Raw genomic sequence first — 16,114 nt, forward strand, 5'->3', positions numbered from 1 at the left:
AAAGCAAGGGGCCCACGTTGGCCCCCTTTGATCACAAGACGGTAACGAACCAGTCGGGACCGGAGCAACCCGGGCCCGCGGCTCTCAACAGACCCTTAGAGACCGTAGACCCGTCGCGCGGTGTCCGACGACTGCTCTGCCAGCAACTCTGCCGGCCGGTCGACCACGTCAGCCAGGGCGCGCACGGTGTAGGGCAGGCAGTAGGGCTCGTTGGGCGCTCCGCGATAAGGATGCGGGGTCAGGAAGGGGGCGTCGGTCTCCACCAGCAATTGCCCGGGGGGAATCAGCGTCGCCGCCTCGCGCAGGTCACGGGCGTTCTTGAAGCTCACGGTGCCGGACAGGCTCAGCACCCATCCCGCGTCGACACAGGTACGCGCCATCTCCGGTCCTGAGGAGAAGCAATGGAAGATGACGGTCTCCGGGGCGCCCTCGGCACGCAGCACGTCGAGCACCTCGGCGTCGGCGTCGCGGTTGTGGATCATCAGTGGTTTACCGGTCCGCTTGGCCAGGTCGATGTGCCAGGCGAAGGATTCCCGCTGAGCCGAAGGTTCGGCACACCCGTCGAGCCGGCCCGGCCAGTACAGATCCATCCCGGTCTCCCCGACCGCCACCACCCGGGGCCCGGCGGCCAGCCGCTCGAGTTCGGCGCGGGCGTCGTCGGTGAGCGCGTCGGCGCGAGTCGGGTGCAGTGCCACTGCGGCGTAGACCCGCGGGTCCCAGGTGGCCGCGTCCGCGGCCCAGCGAGCGGCGTCCAAGTCGTCGGCGATGGTCACGACGGCCTGCACCCCGGCGGCGCCGGCCCGGTCGAGGAGCACACGCACGTCATCGGCGTCGCGGGCACCGCAGGCATCCAGGTGGGTATGCGCGTCGATCAACGGCGACAGCGGCTCGGGCAGCGGCGGTGGCTCACCCCTCCTTTGCTGGGCACTCACGCCCTACACCCTAAAGTGAGTCCCAAATGAGCAAGCCGCCGTACTACCTCACCACCGCGATCGCGTACCCCAACGGTGCGCCGCACATCGGCCACGCGTACGAGTACATCGCGACCGATGCGATCGCCCGCTTCAAGCGCCTCGACGGTTTCGACGTGCGCTACCTGACCGGAACCGATGAGCACGGGCTGAAGATGGCGCAGACGGCCGCCGCGGAGGGCATCCCGACCCCGGAGCTGGCGCAGCGTAACTCCGACGCGTTCCAGGCGATGCAGGAGAAGCTGGGGGCGTCCTTCGACCGCTTCATCCGGACCACCGACGCCGACCATATCGACGCGTCGATCGAGCTCTGGAAGCGGATGGACGCCGCGGGCGACATCTATTTGGATTCGTACTCGGGCTGGTACTCGGTGCGCGACGAACGCTTCTATACCGAAGACGAGCTCGAGACCCGCGCCGACGGCAACACGTACTCGCTCGAAACCGGCACGCCCGTGACGTGGACCGAGGAGCAGACCTACTTCTTCCGGCTGTCGGCCTACGCCGAGCGGCTGCTGGCCCACTACGAGGCACACCCGGAATTCATCGGTCCCGACGTCCGCCGCAACGAGGTGGTCAGCTTCGTCTCGGGTGGGCTTCGCGACCTTTCGATCTCGCGCACCACTTTCGACTGGGGGGTACCGGTGCCCGGGCATCCCGACCACGTCATGTACGTGTGGGTCGACGCGCTGACCAACTACCTGACCGGCGCCGGTTTCCCCGACACCGACTCCGAGCAGTTCCGCAAGTACTGGCCCGCCGACCTGCACATGATCGGCAAGGACATCATCCGGTTCCACACCGTGTACTGGCCGGCGTTCCTGATGTCGGCCGGAATCGAGCTGCCGAGAAGGGTCTTCGTCCACGGCTTCCTTCTCAACAGCGGCGAGAAGATGAGCAAGTCGGTGGGCAACGTCGTGGATCCGTTCGCGCTCATCGACGCGTTCGGGCTCGACCAAGTCCGTTACTTCCTGCTGAGAGAGGTGCCGTTCGGGCAGGACGGCAGCTACAACGAGGACGCCATCATCGGCCGCATCAACGCCGACCTCGCCAACGAATTCGGCAACCTGGCGCAGCGCTCGCTGTCGATGGTCAACAAGAACCTCGACGCGACGGTGCCCGAACCCGGCGAGTTCACCGATGCCGACCGCGAGCTGCTGGCGCTCGCCGACGAGCTGTTGAGCAAGGTGCGCGGGCACTTCGAGGTGCCCGCCATGCACCTGGCGCTGGAGGCGATCTGGGCGACGCTCGGCGCCGCTAACAAGTACTTCTCCGCGCAGGAGCCCTGGGTGCTGCGCAAGTCGGAGGCCGCCGCCGACCAGGACCGCCTCCGCACGGTGCTCTACGTGACCCTGGAGGTAGTGCGGATCGCGTCGCTGCTGGTACAGCCGGTGATGCCGACATCGGCGGCCACGTTGCTCGACCTGCTGGGACAGCCGGAATCGGCACGGGACTTCGGTGCGATCGCGGTACGCATCGCCCCCGGGACAACGCTGCCGGCGCCGACGGGGGTCTTCCCGCGGTACCAGCCAGTCGAGTGAACTGCGTCACGTAGCGTCACACCTGGTAGTCCCACGGTGTCTCGAGGTCGTCAGGCTCAAGCGACCTCGAAGGAGAGATGTGATGACCGAGCAACGAGCCCGTGTTGTGGTGATCGGCGGCGGCTACGCCGGCGTGATCGCCGCCAATCACCTGCGGCTGCGTCCCGATCTGCAGATCACGCTGGTGAACCCCCGTCCCGAGTTCGTCGAACGGATTCGGTTGCATCAGCTGGTCACCGGTTCCGATGACGCCACCGTGGCCTACGCCGACATCCTCGGCGACGGTATTGCGCTGGTGGTCGACGCGGCCACCCGTATCGACACCCAGGCCCGGCAGGTCGAATTGTTCAGTGGTTTTCCGGATGGCCAGCCGCTGCCCTACGACTATCTGATCTACGCGGTCGGCAGTGGCTCCGCAGCGGCGACTGTTCCCGGCGCCGACGAATTCGCTTATCCCATCGCCGATCTCGAAGAGGCACAGCGTCTGGGCGGCGCACTGGCTGAGCTGCACTACGGCGCGCCCGTGTGCGTTGTCGGCGCCGGACCAACCGGCATCGAGACCGCCGCCGAGCTGGCCGAGCAAGGCCGGACCGTCACGTTGGTGTGCGGCGCCGTCCTCGGGCCCTACCTGAGCACGCCGGGCCGCCGGTCGGTGGCCAAGCGGCTGCGCAAGCTCGGGGTTCAGATCGTCGACGGACCGCAGGCCGTGGTGACCGCGGTGGCCGCCGACGCGGTGACCCTGGATGACGGACGGCAGCTCGCCAGCCACGTGACGATCTGGACCGCCGGGTTCGGTGTGCCGGATCTGGCGAACCGGTCCGGGCTGCGCACCGATGCGATCGGCCGGCTGCTCACCGACGAGACGCTGACCAGCGTCGACGATGACCGGATCGTGGCCGCCGGGGACGCCGCGGCGCCGTCGGACCAGCCGCTGCGGATGAGCTGCCAGGCCGCGATCCCGCTGGGTGCCCAGGCCGCCAACACCGTGCTGGCCCGCATCGCCGGGGAACGACCCGCCGTGCTCAGCCAGGCGTTCGCCGGGCAGTGCATCAGCCTGGGCCGGGGCGGCGCGACTGTGCAGCTCGCCCGCACCAATGACGTCCCGCTGCCGCTCTACCTCGGCGGGCGGACAGCGGCGACGATCAAGGAGGCGGTGTGCAAGGGCACCGTGAGCTTCCTGCGCCGCGAGGCCCGCAAGCCCGGCTCCTACTTCTGGCTCAAGGGCGGCGGCAAGCGGCCGGCACCCGAGGCGGTGCAGACCCGATGACCGCGAGCGATGAACACGCCGAGCGGTTCACCCTCTTGCGGCCGCTGTTGTTCACCATCGCTTACGAGATCCTCGGGTCGGCCACCGAAGCCGACGACGTTCTGCAGGACAGTTACTTACGCTGGGCGACGGTCGAATTGACGGCAGTTCGCGACACCAAGGCCTACCTGGCCCAGTTGGTCACCCGGCAGGCCCTGAACACGCTCCGCTCGCAGGCCCGCCGCCGGGAGGACTACGTGGGGCCGTGGCTGCCCGAGCCGTTGCTGCTCGACGAGCACGATGCGGCCGACGATATGGTGCTGGCCGAATCGGTGTCGATGGCCATGCTCGTGGTGCTGGAGACGCTGACGCCCGACGAGCGTGCGGTGTTCGTGCTGCGCGAGGTGTTCGGCTTCAGCCACGACGAAATCGCGGATGCGGTAGGAAAATCCACGGCCGCGGTGCGCCAGATCGCGCATCGCGCGCGCGAACACGTGCATGCGCGGCGGCGGCGATTCGAGCCGATGAACCCGCAGCAGTCCGAGCAGATCACCCTGCAGTTCCTGACGGCGGCGGCGACCGGCGACCTGGACGGGCTGATGAGCATGCTGGCGCCCGACGTGGTGTTCACCTCCGACAGTGACGGCAAGGCCAGCGCCGCGCGCCGTCCGATTCTGGGCCCCGACAAGGTCGCCCGGTTCATCATCGGGCTGTTCCGCCAGGCCACGCCGGAATACCGGATCGAAGGCGCGAACTACAACGGAGCACCTGCGATCGTGGTCTACCGCGGCGAGGTGCCGGAATCGGTGATGATGGTCGAGATCACCGAAGGCACCATCACCAACTTCTATGCGATGCGCAACCCGGAGAAGCTTGCCGCTGTGACGGTGCGCAGGGAGATCAGCCGCTGACGCCTTTGCGTCTGCTGGCCGCAGGCGTCAGGCTAGGGCGATGCGCATCGACCGGCTCGGGGATCTCGGCACACCCGCCGACGTCCTGCGGTCCGTAGCCGGCGCCGCCGCACAGCGCCGGCTGCCGCCTCCGGCCGCGCTGGCCGGCGACTGGTTTGGCTCGGCGGCGGTGATCGCCCCCACCGTCCCGGTGCGGGCGATCCCCCCCGCCGAGGCGTTCGCGGTGCCGCCCGGCGATCGCGGGGACGCGATCGGCGGCGGCTGGATCGGCTATCTGTCCTACCCCGATGCGGCCGCCGACGGCCGTGCGGCGCGGATCCCCGAGGCGGCAGGCGGCTGGACCGACAGCGTGCTGCGCCTGGACGTCGACGGCTGCTGGTGGCACGAAAGCCTTTCCGCCGCACCGATAGCCATATGGGTAGCCGAAGCATTGTCGTCTCCGGCGCCGCTTGATTCCTACGAAATCGATTGGGAAGAGCCAGATTTCGCGCGCCATCAGGCCGGCGTACTGCACTGTCTGGCCGCGATCGGCGCCGGCGAGGTATACCAGGCCTGCGTGTGCACGCAGTTCACCGGCACGCTGCGCGGCTCGTCGCTGGAGTTCTTCGCCGACGCGGTGACTCGCACCACGCCGGCGCGCGCGGCCTACCTGGCCGGCGACTGGGGGGCAGTGGCCTCGCTGTCACCGGAACTGTTCCTGCGCCGGGTGGGCGCCGACGTGACGTCCAGTCCGATCAAAGGCACTCTCCCGTTGTGCGGCCCACCCAAGGAACTACTGGCGTCGGCCAAGGACGTCGCCGAGAACATCATGATTGTCGATTTGGTGCGCAACGATCTCGGCCGGGTCGCCGACACCGGCACCGTCACCGTCCCCGAACTGTTGACTGTCCAGGCCGCGCCGGGCGTATGGCATCTGGTGTCGACGGTGGCGGCCACCGTGCGGCACGAGGTCACCAACGCGGCGCTGCTAGCCGCCGCGTTCCCACCCGCTTCAGTGACCGGAACACCGAAAGGCCGTGCCCGTCAACTGCTTTCACAGTGGGAGCCGCGGCGGCGCGGGGTGTACTGCGGCACCGTCGGCATGGCCTCCCCGATCGCGGGCACCGAGCTGAACGTGGCGATCCGCACCGTCGAGTTCGACGCCACCGGCGCGGCCGTGCTCGGTGTCGGCGGCGGCATCACCGCCGACTCCGACGCGAAAGCCGAATGGCAGGAGTGCCTGGACAAAGCAGCCGCGGTCATTCACACCGGTCAATTCCCCGGGTCGCTGCCCTCCGGCCCGCCGGAGCGCGAGCGCAGCACCGCCTCGTAGAGCTCTCGTCGCGACGGCGTGCCCGGGTGCGCGTCCACCACGTGGGCGCAGGCGTCCTTCACCCGCATCCCGTCGGCCACCAACGCGTCGACCTTCGCGACCAGCGTCGGCAGATCTGTGGTCGGCACCGCCCCGGCGAGCACCACCGTGATCTCACCGAGGACCTTATCGTCGGCCCACTGCGCGAGTTCGCTCAGTGTGCCGCGCCGGATCTCCTCGTGCACCTTCGTCAGCTCCCGGCACACCACCGCGCGGCGCTGTCCGCCGAGTTCGTCGACGGCATCACGCAGGCACTCGGCCAGCCGTCGCGGGGATTCGAAGAACACACAGGTGCGGGGCTCGGCGGCGAGCCCGGCCAGCCAGCTCCGCCGCGCGGACTGCTTGCGCGGCGCGAATCCTTCGAAGCAGAACCGGTCCGACGCCAGCCCGGACACCGCGAGCGCGGTGGTGACGGCCGACGGGCCGGGCAAACACGAGACCGTCAGCCCTTCGTGAATGCAGGCCGCCACCATCCGATAGCCCGGATCGTTGATCAGCGGCATCCCGGCGTCGCTGACCACCAGGACCGTGGCGCCCGACTTGATGTCGTCGACCAGGGCCGGCACTCGGGCCGCCTCGTTCTGGTCGAACAGGCTGACCACCCGTCCGCTGATCCGCACGTCCAGCGACTGGGCCAGGCTGCGCACCCGCCGGGTGTCCTCGGCAGCCACCACATCAGCCGTGGACAGGGCGTCGGCCAGGCGTTTCGAGGCGTCGCCAGGTTGTCCGAGCGGCGTGGCGCCGAGAAGCAGTCTCCCGGCAGTCACGCTCGGCGGGCAGGCGCGTAGCGACTCGGGGTTTCCACGGAAGACAGAATACGATCGCAGGCGATGACCACGACAGCCGATGACCTCGACGCGCATCCGCGTCATGCGCCCGTCATCAGCCCCGGCCCGCTGGTGCCGGTCGCCGACTTCGGCCCGGTCGATCGCATCGAGGGCTGGGTGGCCACCGCGATCATCACCGCCCTGGCCGCCCTGACGAGGCTGATGAACCTCGGCGCACCTACCGATGCCGGCACCCCGATCTTCGACGAGAAGCATTACGCCCCGCAGGCCTGGCAGGTGCTGCACAACTACGGCGTCGAGGACAACCCCGGCTTCGGGCTGGTGGTGCACCCGCCGGTGGGCAAGCAGCTGATCGCGTTCGGTGAGGCGCTGTTCGGCTACAACGGCGTCGGTTGGCGATTCACCAGTGCGGTACTCGGTGTGGTGGTGGTTCTGCTGGTGGTGCGCATCGTGCGGCGGATCACCCGCTCGACGCTGGTCGGCTCGATCGCCGGCCTGCTGCTGATCGCGGACGGCGTGAGCTTCGTCGCCGCACGCACCGCACTGCTGGACGGCGTCCAGGTGTTCTTCGTCGTCGCCGCGTTCGGTGCCCTGATCGTCGATCGCGATCAAGTTCGAGAGCGGATGCACAACGCCCTGCTGGACGGCCGTATCGCCGAGACTCCGTGGGGTCCGCGGCTCGGCGTGCGGTGGTGGCGCTTCGGGGCGGGCGTGCTGCTGGGGCTGGCGACGGCGACGAAGTGGAACGGGCTGTACTACATCGTGTTCTTCGGCGCGATGTCGCTGGCGTTCGACATCGCCGCCCGCCGCGCCTACCGGGTACCGAGGCCGTGGTTCGGGGTGATCCGCCGGGATCTGGGGCCGAGCGCCTACGTCTTCGGCCTCATCCCGTTCGGCGTGTACTTGGCGTCGTATGCGCCGTGGTTCTCCTCGGAGACGGCTGTCAACCGCTACGAGGTCGGACAGTCGATCGGTGAGCGAGAGTGGTTTCAGCCGCCGGACGCGATCCGGTCGCTGTGGCACTACACGTACAAGGCGTATCACTTCCACTCGACGTTGACGAACTCGAACGGCAACCATCATCCGTGGGAGTCCAAGCCGTGGACGTGGCCGATGTCGTTGCGGCCGGTGCTGTACGCCATCGACAACCAGAACGTGCCGGGCTGCGGCGCGTCCTCGTGCGTCAAGGCCGTGATGCTGGTCGGCACCCCCGCCATGTGGTGGCTGGCGGTACCCGTCCTGATCTACGCGCTGTGGCGGGCGTTCGTCCGTCGCGACTGGCGCTATGGCGTCGTGCTCACCGGTTACGGCGCGGGATTCCTGCCCTGGTTCGCCGACATCGACCGGCAGATGTACTTCTTCTATGCCGTGCCGTTGGCGCCGTTCCTGGTGATGGCGATCGCGCTGATCCTCGGCGACATCCTGCACGCGCCCAACCAGAACGCCGAGCGACGAACGCTCGGGCTGATCGTGGTCAGCTGCTATGTCGCGCTGGTGATCACCAACTTCGCGTGGTTGTATCCGGTGCTGACGGGCGTCCCGATCTCCCAGGCGACGTGGAACATGGAGATCTGGCTGCCCAGCTGGCGCTAGCCGAGTCCGAGCACCGGCTTCAGCAGCTCGGCGACCGCCGTGACACCACCGGGCTTGTAGCCGTTGATTGTGGCGGCGCTGAGGATGACGCCGTCGACGCCTGCGTCGAGCACCTTCGTCTTGATCTGGTCGGCGATCTGATCCGGGCTGCCGAACACTGCCTGCTGCTTGAAGTCGTCCGGGATCATGTCGGGGGTGACGTTCTCGTCGATCAGCGCGATAGCGAGCACACTCGTCTCCAATGTGCTTGGGTCACGGCCGATCTCCTCACAGCGGTCCTTGACCACCTGCACCTTGCGGGGTAGTTCGTCGAACCCGGCGATGATGTTGAGGTGGTCGAAGTAGCGCGCGGCCAGCGGGATGGTCTTCTTCTCTCCGCTGCCGCCGATCATCAGCGGGATGTGGTCGCGGAAACGGGGATTGGCGAAGGCTTCGTTGGTGCGGTAGTACGTGCCCTCGACGCTGACGCGCTCGCCGCGCAGCATCGGCAGGATGATCGCCAGCGCCTCGTCGAGCTTGTTGAACCGGTCGGTGAACGTGCCGAACTCGTAGCCCAGCGAGTCGTGCTCCAGCTCGAACCAGCCGGTCCCGATACCCAGGATGGCCCGGCCCTGGCTGACCACGTCCAGCGTGGTGATCGCCTTGGCCAGCAGCGTCGGATTGCGATAGGAATTGCCGGTGACCAGCGTGCCCAACTGCACCCGCTCGGTCGCCGTCGCCAACGCACCCAGCGCCGTGTAGGCCTCGAGCATCGGCTCCTCGGGCGCACCCAGCCCGGGCAGTTGATAGAAGTGATCCATCACGAACACCGAATCGAATCCCGCCGCCTCGGCCTCCTGAGCCTGCGCGATAACCGTCGGGAACAGCTCCGGGACGCCGGTGCCGTAGGAAAAGTTCGGGATCTGAAGTCCAAGTTTGATTGCCACGAGGTCAACCTAAGCGCGATTAACCGGGGCGTGCGCCCCGTTTCACTCTCCGCGAACTGAGGAATATCTGCGACCCGTAAGGTCGGGGCCATGAGAAGCCGCGCCGCCATCGTCCGTCAGGCGGGCGACGCCTGGTCGATCGAAGACTTCGAGCTCGACCCCCCGCGCACCGGCGAGGTGCTGATCCAGATGGCCGCCGCCGGCCTCTGCCATTCCGACGACCACATCCGCAACAACTTCATGGCACCGCCCGGCGCCCCCAAGACCCGGCCACCGACGATCGGTGGCCACGAGGGCTCGGGCGTGGTGGTCGAGGTCGGGCCCGGCGTCACCGCGCTGGCCCAGGGCGACCATGTGGTGACGTCGTTCGTCGCGGTGTGCGGCCATTGCCGCTGGTGCTCGTCGGGCATGGAGTACCTGTGCGACAAGGGCGCCGGGGTGTTGGTCCCCGGCATGCCGACCGACGGAACGTTCCGCCATCACACTCTCGACGGCGCCGACCTGGGCCACACGTCCAAGATCGGCGCCTTCGCCGAACACACCGTGGTCGCCGCCGATTCGCTGGTGAAGATCGACCCTGACATCCCGATGGTGCCTGCGGCGTTGCTGTCGTGCGCGGTCCCGACGGGCTACGGCTCGGCGGTCCATCGCGGCAATGTGCGCGGCGGCGACACGGTCGTCGTGATCGGTGCCGGCGGCATCGGAACCGCCGCGATCCAGGGCGCCCGGATCAACGGCGCGACGACGATCGTCGCCGTGGATCCCCTTGAGAACAAACGCAAGTCGGCATCCGATTTCGGTGCCACCCATACGGCGGTGTGGGCCGCCGACGCCACCGACCTCGTCCGGGACCTCACCCGCGGGGTGATGGCGGACTGCGTGGTCGTCTCCCCCTCCGACATCACCGGCGACGACGTGCGCGACGCACTCGCACTGACCCGCAAGGGGGGCACCTGCGTGCTGACCGGGATGGCTCCGGCCGGCCCGCTGCCCATGCATCTGGACATCCAGGACCTGGTGCTCATGAACAAAACCCTTTGTGGCACGGTGTTCGGGTCGTGCAATCCGCGTTCCGAAATCCCAATGCTGGCAAGCATGTACACCGCCGGACAGCTTCACCTCGACGAGATGATCACCCGTCGCTACCGCCTCGACGAGATCAACACCGCATTTGACGACCTGCTGCGCGGCGAGTTGGTCCGCGGGGTGATCGATTTCGGGATCGCCTGAGCCCCATGGTATCTCCACTATCGGGTATCAGGGTGCTCGAGATCGGCGACCGGATCGCCACCGCCTACTGCGGCAAATTGCTGCGTGACGCGGGCGCCGATGTGGTGATGGTCGAGCCGCCGCCCGGGCATCGGCTGCGACGCTACCGGCCCGTCGGTGTGCAGGAGTCTGCCGGTGACAGCCCGTTCTTCTCGTTCCTGGCCGGCGGCAAACGCAGTGTCACCAGCGCGACCGTTCCGCGCGAGTTGCTGGAGTGGGCCGACGTCGCAATCCTGGGAGCGACGCCGGCCGAAGCCACCGCCTTGGGCCTCGGCAGCGACGAAATCGCCCGCTGCACAGCCGAAGTGATCACGGTGTCCGACTTCGGCTGGGCCGGGCCGTGGACCGAGTTGCCCGCCACCGAGTTCACCCTGCAGGCGTGGTGCGGATCGACCGGCTCCCGCGGCGAACCCGACCGCCCGCCGATCGCCGTCGGCGGCGACCTGGGCGAGTTCATCGCCGGCAGCTACGCCGCGTTCTTCGCCCTGGCCGCCTATCGCGGCGGCGGCTCGTTCGACCTGTCCGTCCTGGAAGCCATGACCACCTCCATGCAGGTGTTCTCTTGGCTGCGCAAGGAATTGATGCTCCTGGAGGTTCTCGGGCGGACCACCGAAGTACCCTCGGTCGAACGGGCCCAAGACGGCTACGTGGGCATCTCGATGGCCACCGCTCAGCAGTGGCAGGACTTCTGCGCGATGGTCGAATGTCCCGACCTGGCCGACGTCCCGGAACTGCGCTTCCAGGTAGGCCGCTGGGAACAGCGGGATCTCATCCGAGCACGTACCGCCGACTTTTTCGCCACCCACACCGTCGCCGAGATCGTCGAGCTGGCGGCTCTGTTCAGGATCCCGATGACGGCGATCGGGAACGGCGAAACCCTCTCCGAGATGGATCATTTCGTCGCCCGGGGATCATTCCTCGACCACCCGGCCGGATTCCGGGCGCCGGGTCCGCCCTGGCGGATGAGCCGCACACCACCGCTGCCTCCCGCCCTGCCGCCCGCGCTGAGCGACACCGGTGTCGTCGGCATCTGGCCGCTCCGGGAACGGCAGCCCGCACGGTCGAGCCTGCCCCTCGACGGGGTCCGGGTGGTCGACCTGACGGCGTTCTGGGCCGGCCCGTCGGCTACCCATCTGCTGGCGATGCTCGGTGCCGACGTGGTGAAGATCGAATCTGTGCAGCGCCCGGACGGGATGCGCTTCGCCGGTGGCTTCCGCGAAGACGTCGAACGCTGGTGGGAGTACAGCTGGGTTTTCCACGGGGTGAACTCGGGCAAGCGGTCTGTGACGTTGGACCTGGGATCCGAGGACGGCAGAACACTTTTCGGCCGCCTGGTCGCCGAGGCTGATGTGGTGATCGAGAACTTTACCCCGCGGGTGATGGAGAACTTCGGGCTGGGCGACGAGCAGCTGCGCGGTTTCAACGAGCAGATCATCGAGGTCCGGATGCCGGGATTCGGCCTCGACGGGCCGTGGCGTGACCGGGTCGGCTTTGCGATGACGATGGAGCAGCTCGCCGGGCTGGCCTGGCTCACCGGATATCCCGACGGCCTGCCCACCGCGCCGCGCGGGGCGTGCGATCCGCTGGCCGGTGTGCACGCCGCCTTTCTCACGCTCGCCGCCCTCGAGCATCGGCGCCGCACCGGGCAGGGCCAGCTGATCGAGGTGCCGATGATCGATGTGGTCCTCAACGCCAGCGCCCTGCAGGTCATCGAGCGTGACGCCGCCGGTGTGCTGCTGACCCGCCAGGGTAACCGCGGGCACGAGTTCGCCGTGCAGAACGTCTACGCCTGCGCCGGCGACGACCAGTGGATCGCCGTCAGCGTCCGCCACGACGGCGACTGGCAGGCACTCAAAGCTGTTCTCGGGCAGCCAATGTGGACACACGGCGTCGACTACACCGCGGAGGAGGCCGACGTGATCGACGGGCACCTTGCCGGCTGGCTGAAAGACCAGGCCCGCGACGAGGCCGTCACCGCGCTGCTCACGGCGGGTATTCCGGCCGCACCCGTGGTGCAGCCGCCCGAGGTGATTGACAACCCCGCACTGCGGGCCCGCGGCTTCTTCCAACCGATCGACCACCCGCTGTGTGGCCCACTGCCCTACTCGCGGCCACCGGTCACCGGGCATTTCGTCACCAGTGCCGCTCCGCTGTTGGGCCAGCACAACGCCGAAATCCTCGGCGGGTCACTGGGGTTGACGGATCACGAGTTGGACCGGCTGGCCGACGGCGACGTCATCGGAACCTGGCCGTTGGGATTGTGATCGCCTGCCCGGTGGATCCAGTCGCGTGGCTTTAGGCGCCAGGTGCGCTTGGCGTACTCGAGCTCGTTGTACGGCCACTGCGTGACGATGCGCCCGCCCGGCGACCGGAAGTAGCTGCCGCACTGTGTCCATACCGTCTGCTCGAGTTCGGCGGAGATCTCCTCGTTGAACCGCCGCTCGGCGTCGGGTCGTACCTCCAGCGTGCCGCCCCTGCGCATGAGCCGCCCGACCGCGTCGGCGACCAGCCGGGCGCCGGCCTCCAAGATGTAGACGATCGAGTTTCCGCCCTGGTTGGTGTTGGGTCCGTACAGCATCAGGAAATTCGGGTAGCCGCTGACGGCCACGCCGAGATAGGCACTCGGGTCTTCACCCCACCGCTCATGTAGTGACTGGCCGTCGACCCCGATCACCTCTATGCCCGATAGGTAGTGGTTGGTCTGGAATCCGGTGGCCAGCACAATGGCGTCGACATCGGTCGCCGAGGCGGGCGTACACACGCCCGCCTCGGTGATCTTCTCGATCGGCTCGGTCACCAGCGATACGTTGTCTCGCTGCAGCGCGGCGTAGTAGTCGCCGCCCAGCAGCACCCGCTTACAGCGGAACGGATAGTCCGGAGTCAAGGCCTCGCGCAGCCGTTCGTCGGCGACAGTGCGGTGTAGAAATTTCTCCGCGATGCCCTGCCGCCCGGCGACCAGCGGGTCGTCGATCCGCAATGCCGTGTTGTCGTGCTGCTCTTTCCACAGCCGCCATCGCTCGCGACGCGCGGCGAGCGGGCTGCGACGGAACCGGCCGAGTTCCTCGGCGCTGAACGCACGGTCGTCCTTGGGCACCATCCATGGCGGCGTGCGCTGGAAGACGGTCACCTCGGTGGCGACCTTCGCCAGTTCCGGAACGATCTGCACGGCACTGGCTCCCGTGCCGATCACCGCCACCCGGCAACCGCTGAGGTCGGCGCGGGGGTCCCACCGCGAGGTGTGCATGATAGACCCGCCGAAGTCGGACAGGCCGTCGATGTCGGGCAGCTTCGGCTCGCCGAACAAGCCCACCGCGCTGACCACGACATCGGCGGAGAACCCGAAAACCCCTCCGGTGGAGACCGATTCGAGGTCGAGATCCCATTGCGACGTGCTCGCATTCCACTGCATGCTCCGCACCGCGGTCCCAGTGAGCAAATGACGGTCCAGATCGAAATCCTTGGCCACCGTCTCCAGATACTCCAGGATCTCCGGCTGGCGGGCGTAGGTACGGCTCCAGTTTCGGTTCGGGGCGAACGAGAACGAATACAGGTGGCTCTGGATATCGCACGCCGCACCGGGATAAGTGTTCAGCCGCCAGGTTCCGCCCACGCCGTCGCAGCGTTCGATGATCACCAGGTCGTCGACACCGATGCGCCGCAATGCCACGGCGGCAGCCAGGCCGCCGAACCCGGCGCCGATGATCGCCACGCGTGGTGAGTGACGCCGCCGAAGGGCCACCCGCAAACGCCCCGCCAGGTAGCGCTTGGTCATCCACGACCGCCGTCAGCGATGTCGAGCCCCGCGAGCGTGCCATCAGTTCGCCACGCCGCCAGGATGTCGGCGTATTCGGTTGGTGTGCCGTAGAAGAAGCTGCCCTGCCGCGTTGTAGCGTTGGCCTGCCCCTCGCGGTTGTAATAGCCGGGCGTGCAGGACCGGGCGCGCTCAGCGGTTCCCGCCGATCTGCCCACCACGATCTCGACCCAGCCGTCCTCGGCGCCGGTGGTCGGTTCCAGCCGGGTGACGTCACGCGCGAGTGCCTCGGCGATGATCCAGGCGACATGCGAGGCCTGGACGTCGAGCAGGTACGGGAAGTTCACCGTAAACCCCGACTGCGCAATGCTTTCGACGAACAGGTTGGGAAAGCCCGTCACGAGTAACCCGTGCAGCGTCCGGATACCGTCGCGCCACTTGTCGGTCAGGGTGCGCCCGTCGGCGCCGAGGATTTCGAAGCCGGTGCGCCGAGAGTACTCGGTGCCCACTTCGAAACCCGTCGCGAAGATCAGGCAGTCGAGCAGATGCTCGACGCCGTCGACCACGACACCGCGTTCGGTGATGCACTGCACGCCTTGCCCGTGCGTGTCCACCAGAGTCACGTTGGGCCGGTTGAACGTTGCCAGGTAGTCGTCGTGGAAGCACGGCCGCTTGCAGAAGTAGCCGTACCAGGGTTTGAGTGCCTCGGCGGTGCCACGATCGGTGACCGTCGCGTCCACCCGGGCGCGGACCTCTTCCATCTTCGCGAAGTCGGCCAGCTCGCCGTCCCTCATCACCAGCAGCGTCTTGGTGATCGAGGTCCAGGCGTCGGCGACCAGATCCTCGTCAGCCTCGCCGCCGGCGGTGAGCTGCTGGAAGTTCTCGATCCGGCGGCGTTGCCAGCCGGGCGTCAGGCCGGCCACCCACTGCGGATCGGTCGGCTGGTTGTTGCGGACGTCGACCGAGGACGGCGTGCGCTGGAACACCGACAGGTGCCGCACCGCCCGCGCCAGGTGCGGTACGCACTGTACGGCCGTCGCACCGGTGCCGACGATGCCGATTCGCTTGTCCGCCAGCAGTTCCAGGTCTTTACCCGTGTAGTCGTAATCCCACCGGCTGGTGTGGAAGGTGTGCCCGGCGAACGACTCGATGCCTGGGATGCCGGGCAGCTTCGGCTTCTGCAGATAGCCGTTGGCCATCGAGACGAAGCGGGCGCGGATCGCGTCGCCGCGGTCGGTGTGCACGATCCAACGCGAGAGCTGTTCGTCCCACCGGATCTGCCGGACATCGGTGTGCAGGCAGGCATCTCGATACAGGTCGTAATGCTCGGCGATACGCTGGCAGTGCGCGAAGATCTCCGGGCCCTTGGCATATTTCTCGGTCGGTACGTAGCCGGTCTCTTCCAGCAGTGGCAGGTAGACGTAGGACTCCACATCGCAGGCGATGCCGGGGTAGCGGTTCCAGTACCAGGTGCCGCCGACGTCGGCGGCCTTGTCGATCAGCCGGATCCCGTCGACGCCGAGTTCGCGCAGGCGTGCCCCGGTCAGCAGGCCACCGAATCCGGCCCCGACGATCGCGACGTCCACCTCGTCGGTCAGCGGCTCGCGGTCGGCCGGTTCACCCGACCAGGGATCGCGTGCGAATCCCGCGAAATCACCCGCCACCTCGACGTACTGCGCGATCCCGTCGGGGCGCAGCCGGATCTCACGCTCGTGTGCGTAGCGAGCGCGCAGCGCATCGGGATCGAAGGGCAGGCCGGTCACGTTG

At 67.9% G+C, this 16,114-nt stretch carries 12 protein-coding genes; 7 read left to right on the forward strand and 5 right to left on the reverse strand.

Translation table 11 applies throughout. The features are described from left to right. Positions 1–95: 95 nt before the first annotated feature. Positions 96–932: a TatD family hydrolase gene (locus tag CG716_RS12900; protein ID WP_094480065.1), complete on the reverse strand. Its 837-nt coding sequence runs from the start codon at positions 930–932 to the stop codon at positions 96–98. 26 nt (positions 933–958) lie between these two features. Between CG716_RS12900 and metG the strand changes: the two genes are divergently transcribed. The 4 genes from metG (at position 959) to CG716_RS12920 (ending at position 5,981) form a co-directional block, all read left to right on the forward strand. Further along, positions 959–2,512, forward strand: a complete 1,554-nt coding sequence (metG, locus tag CG716_RS12905; protein ID WP_094480067.1) for a methionine--tRNA ligase — start codon at positions 959–961, stop codon at positions 2,510–2,512. An 82-nt stretch (positions 2,513–2,594) separates the two neighbouring features. Continuing rightward, complete coding sequence (locus tag CG716_RS12910) at positions 2,595–3,779, forward strand: NAD(P)/FAD-dependent oxidoreductase (protein WP_094480069.1); 1,185 nt, start codon at positions 2,595–2,597, stop codon at positions 3,777–3,779. Further along, positions 3,776–4,669, forward strand: coding sequence for an RNA polymerase sigma-70 factor (locus CG716_RS12915; RefSeq protein ID WP_094480071.1), 894 nt, complete (start codon positions 3,776–3,778; stop codon positions 4,667–4,669). Before CG716_RS12910 ends, CG716_RS12915 begins: the two co-directional genes overlap by 4 nt. Before the next feature lie 40 nt (positions 4,670–4,709). Beyond that, on the forward strand, positions 4,710–5,981 hold the full coding sequence (locus CG716_RS12920; RefSeq protein ID WP_094480073.1) for an aminodeoxychorismate synthase component I: 1,272 nt from the start codon (positions 4,710–4,712) through the stop codon (positions 5,979–5,981). Here CG716_RS12920 and rsmI read toward each other — a convergent pair. After that, entirely contained in the window at positions 5,921–6,787 is an 867-nt protein-coding gene (gene rsmI / locus CG716_RS12925) for a 16S rRNA (cytidine(1402)-2'-O)-methyltransferase (RefSeq protein WP_094480075.1), read from the reverse strand. The genes CG716_RS12920 and rsmI overlap by 61 nt on opposite strands. 63 nt (positions 6,788–6,850) lie before the next feature. Between rsmI and CG716_RS12930 the strand changes: the two genes are divergently transcribed. Continuing rightward, positions 6,851–8,401 carry a dolichyl-phosphate-mannose--protein mannosyltransferase gene (locus tag CG716_RS12930; RefSeq protein ID WP_094480077.1) on the forward strand — a complete coding sequence of 517 codons (1,551 nt, stop codon included), beginning with the start codon at positions 6,851–6,853 and terminating at the stop codon, positions 8,399–8,401. Here CG716_RS12930 and CG716_RS12935 read toward each other — a convergent pair. Beyond that, complete coding sequence (locus CG716_RS12935) at positions 8,398–9,327, reverse strand: LLM class F420-dependent oxidoreductase (protein WP_094480079.1); 930 nt, start codon at positions 9,325–9,327, stop codon at positions 8,398–8,400. The genes CG716_RS12930 and CG716_RS12935 overlap by 4 nt on opposite strands. A 90-nt stretch (positions 9,328–9,417) precedes the next feature. Here CG716_RS12935 and CG716_RS12940 point away from each other — a divergent pair, with 90 nt between their 5' ends. Both CG716_RS12940 and CG716_RS12945 read left to right on the forward strand, forming a co-directional pair. Beyond that, a complete protein-coding gene (locus CG716_RS12940; protein WP_094480081.1) occupies positions 9,418–10,557 on the forward strand; it encodes a Zn-dependent alcohol dehydrogenase in 1,140 nt (379 codons plus the stop codon). A gap of 5 nt (positions 10,558–10,562) precedes the next feature. Then, positions 10,563–12,860, forward strand: coding sequence for a CaiB/BaiF CoA-transferase family protein (locus CG716_RS12945; protein ID WP_094480083.1), 2,298 nt, complete (start codon positions 10,563–10,565; stop codon positions 12,858–12,860). Here CG716_RS12945 and CG716_RS12950 read toward each other — a convergent pair. Both CG716_RS12950 and CG716_RS12955 read right to left on the reverse strand, forming a co-directional pair. After that, positions 12,800–14,368 carry a flavin-containing monooxygenase gene (locus tag CG716_RS12950; protein WP_094480085.1) on the reverse strand — a complete coding sequence of 523 codons (1,569 nt, stop codon included), beginning with the start codon at positions 14,366–14,368 and terminating at the stop codon, positions 12,800–12,802. The genes CG716_RS12945 and CG716_RS12950 overlap by 61 nt on opposite strands. After that, positions 14,365–16,110, reverse strand: coding sequence for a flavin-containing monooxygenase (locus CG716_RS12955; protein WP_094480087.1), 1,746 nt, complete (start codon positions 16,108–16,110; stop codon positions 14,365–14,367). The genes CG716_RS12950 and CG716_RS12955 overlap by 4 nt, the downstream gene beginning before the upstream one ends. Between the last annotated feature and the right edge of the window lie 4 nt (positions 16,111–16,114).

Origin of the sequence: Mycolicibacterium sphagni (assembly GCF_002250655.1) — a bacterium.
Taxonomy (GTDB): Bacteria; Actinomycetota; Actinomycetes; order Mycobacteriales; family Mycobacteriaceae; genus Mycobacterium; species Mycobacterium sphagni.